This window comes from Streptomyces sp. NPDC002896 (assembly GCF_040295225.1).
GTDB lineage: Bacteria > Actinomycetota > Actinomycetes > Streptomycetales > Streptomycetaceae > Streptomyces.
In genome coordinates this window covers 1-2,493 of sequence record NZ_JBEOVA010000093.1, presented here as the reverse complement: position 1 = coordinate 2,493, position 2,493 = coordinate 1, and the positions used below count along the sequence as shown (strand labels likewise).

Below are 2,493 nucleotides of genomic sequence, written 5' to 3'. Positions count from 1 at the left end.
CGCCGTGTGGCGTCCGGTAGCCGGCCCTTGCCGTTCAGCGCATCGGAGACGGTCGTGATGGAGACACCGGCGGCGGCGGCGACATCCCTGATGCCCGCCCGGCCCGTCCGGCTGCCTCTGCGTGAGGTGTCGGCCCCGCTCAGCTGCTTCACCTCTCGTCTCATAACCAACCGATTGTAGAACCCCCTCAGTTGGGGAAGTGCGGTATATGCGTCTACCGACAGGGACGTTTCTGCGCGGAATCTCAGCCAACAGGCTTTCCCACAGCGAACGCCCTCATGCGTGTTGCGCGCCAGGCAGTACTCCCCTCCATGCACGGATCCCCGACCGCCCATGCGCCAAGATGCCTCCATCAGACCCGAGCGGTTCAGCGACCGGCTGGCCGAGCGGATCAGCAGGGACCAGGCACGGCTGGAGATGCTGGAGCGGCTGGCGGAGGGCGGCCTGCCCGGCTACGAGGTGACGATGGGCAGGAAACCGGAGCGACGGCTGGCCGTCATGCGAGCGACCTGCACCCCTGCGGAGATCGGGGAGAAGGTCGGGGAGTGCGTAGGTCGGCTGCTGCCCGTGCTCAGCAAGGCGGGAATCGCATGGCAGCCGCCGCTGTGGGCGCTTTACCCACTGGATCTGGACGAGCGAATGGAGATCGCCATCGGAGCGCAGACGCCGCAGGCGGAAGGCATGTCCGGCCTGCAGTTTGAGGTGCTGCCCGGCGGACCCGTGGCCGAGACTGCGCATATCGGGCCCTACGCCCAGCTGCCCCTGGCCTGCAACGCTCTCTTTGCTGCCATCCACGAGCGTGGGCTGCGCCCGCAGGCGCCCCTACATGAGGCATATCTCGTCGGGCCGGCAGAGGCCCCGCAAGAAGAACTGGGGACCCGGGTGATCATCCCTGTCGAGGAGAGCGCGGCATGACCAAAGTAAAAGACATCGATGCTCGCGGTACGCAGCACTGCGAGACCACAGTGCTGGGAGTACTGCTGCGGCACAAAGGACTCGATCTGCCCGAGCCTATGCTCTTCGGTCTCGGCTCCGGCCTGTCCTTCATCTACTGGGACAGCAAAAACATGGGCTTCCCCTTCCTCGGAGGGCGGGTCAAGCCTTTCGACCTCACCAGAAATCTGGCCGCCAGACTCAGCTTGGAACTACTGGTCAAGGAGACCAGCTCGCCCCGCAGGGCATGGGAGAACGTGACGGCCCTCATCGACGCCGGCTGCCCGGTCGGACTGCAGCTCGACAGCTACTACTTGGACTACTTCGGGGCGAAGGTCCACTTCGGCGGCCATGTCGTCGCCATGTACGGCTACGACGACCACGACGCCTACGTGGTGGACACCGACCAGCAAGGTGGAGCGGTATCCACCAGCCTGACCAGCCTCGCCCAGGCCAGAGCCGCACGCGGCCCGATGAGCGCCAAGCACCGCTCCTTCACCCTCACCACTCCAAGAAACCCGCCCTCCCCACAGGGCCAGATCATTCCCGCCATCACCGCCTGCGCCGACGCTTTCCTTAACCCGCCCATCGCCAACCTGGGCCACCGAGGCATCGAGAAGGCCGGCAAGCTGGTACGCACATGGCTTCAGCGCACCGACAACCCACAGCGGGACCTGCCGCAGGCCGCCCTTCTGATGGAGAAGGCCGGCACCGGCGGCGCCCTGTTCCGCAACCTCTACCGCGACTTCCTCGCCGAATGCACCGAACTGCTCGACAGCAGCCACCTGCGCACCGGCCACACGCTGTACACCGAGGCAGCCACCCTGTGGACGGAAGTGGCAGCATTGATCAAGAAGGCTGGTGAATCAGGCGAGGAACAGTGCCTCCAACAGGCCGGCACGGTCCTCTGCGATCTTTCACGCATCGAGCGCGAGGCCATGCAGGCGCTGAGCTGCCTGGAGGCGTGAGGCATACGACGCGATCCAACCCGACAGTCTTCAAAGAACCTTGTCGACAATGACGGACCCTCATGCAAGATCGATGCTAATACCACCCTTTCGAGTCCAGAAATACCAAGCGCCGCATGGAGTTCCGTACCGCTGCTTGATACAAGAAAGCCCCCACTTCATTTGAGTGAGGGGGTTGGTGCGCCAGTCCGAGCCAGCGGACTTCATCTTCGAGCCGGGCAGTGCCTGGAACAGGCCGTAGGCACCGGAGCTGGGATTCGTTGCCCGATCATTCCAGCCGCTTTCCCGGTGAAGGAGCTTGTCCAGGCACTGGTACTGCGTGCCGGAGAGCCGGGAGCGGGTGCCGGCCACCGTCGGGGCCACAGCTGCGCGTCGCTTCGCGGACGGTGTGCGCAATGGCCGCTGCTACGGGCGCGCGGCGGTCGCCTTCCGCTTGGGCGGCCTGGACTGCTCGGGCCGGGCCGGACCATACCCGCCGAACGGAGGCGTGGCGCCTTAGAAGCCGTTGCTCTATCGATCGAGGTGAGCATCGGTTCGAGTGTGCCGACTCGGTGGGGTGATCTTCGGTCGGGATGTGCATGAGGGCAGGGCC

The 2,493-nt window shown here is 65.4% G+C and carries 3 protein-coding genes and 1 pseudogene; 2 read left to right on the top strand and 2 right to left on the bottom strand.

Translation table 11 applies throughout. The features are described from left to right. Window positions 1-164, bottom strand: a 164-nt coding sequence (locus ABT009_RS47295; RefSeq protein WP_351309643.1) for a LacI family DNA-binding transcriptional regulator, incomplete at its 3' end; no start/stop codon positions are given. A gap of 169 nt (window positions 165-333) precedes the next feature. Between ABT009_RS47295 and ABT009_RS47290 the strand changes: the two genes are divergently transcribed. Both ABT009_RS47290 and ABT009_RS47285 read left to right on the top strand, forming a co-directional pair. Next, window positions 334-915, top strand: coding sequence for a GyrI-like domain-containing protein (locus ABT009_RS47290; protein ID WP_351309640.1), 582 nt, complete (start codon window positions 334-336; stop codon window positions 913-915). After that, complete coding sequence (locus ABT009_RS47285) at window positions 912-1,901, top strand: BtrH N-terminal domain-containing protein (protein ID WP_351309637.1); 990 nt, start codon at window positions 912-914, stop codon at window positions 1,899-1,901. Before ABT009_RS47290 ends, ABT009_RS47285 begins: the two co-directional genes overlap by 4 nt. A 76-nt stretch (window positions 1,902-1,977) precedes the next feature. Here ABT009_RS47285 and ABT009_RS47280 read toward each other — a convergent pair. Further along, a pseudogene (locus ABT009_RS47280) lies at window positions 1,978-2,189 on the bottom strand (aggregation-promoting factor C-terminal-like domain-containing protein); the annotation flags it as partial. Between the last annotated feature and the right edge of the window lie 304 nt (window positions 2,190-2,493).

Excerpts from the sequence above, each read along its gene's own strand:
- ABT009_RS47290 (WP_351309640.1), top strand. The coding sequence starts at position 334 with ATGCGCCAAGATGCCTCCATCAGACCCGAGCGGTTCAGCGACCGGCTG.
- ABT009_RS47285 (WP_351309637.1), top strand. The coding sequence starts at position 912 with ATGACCAAAGTAAAAGACATCGATGCTCGCGGTACGCAGCACTGCGAG.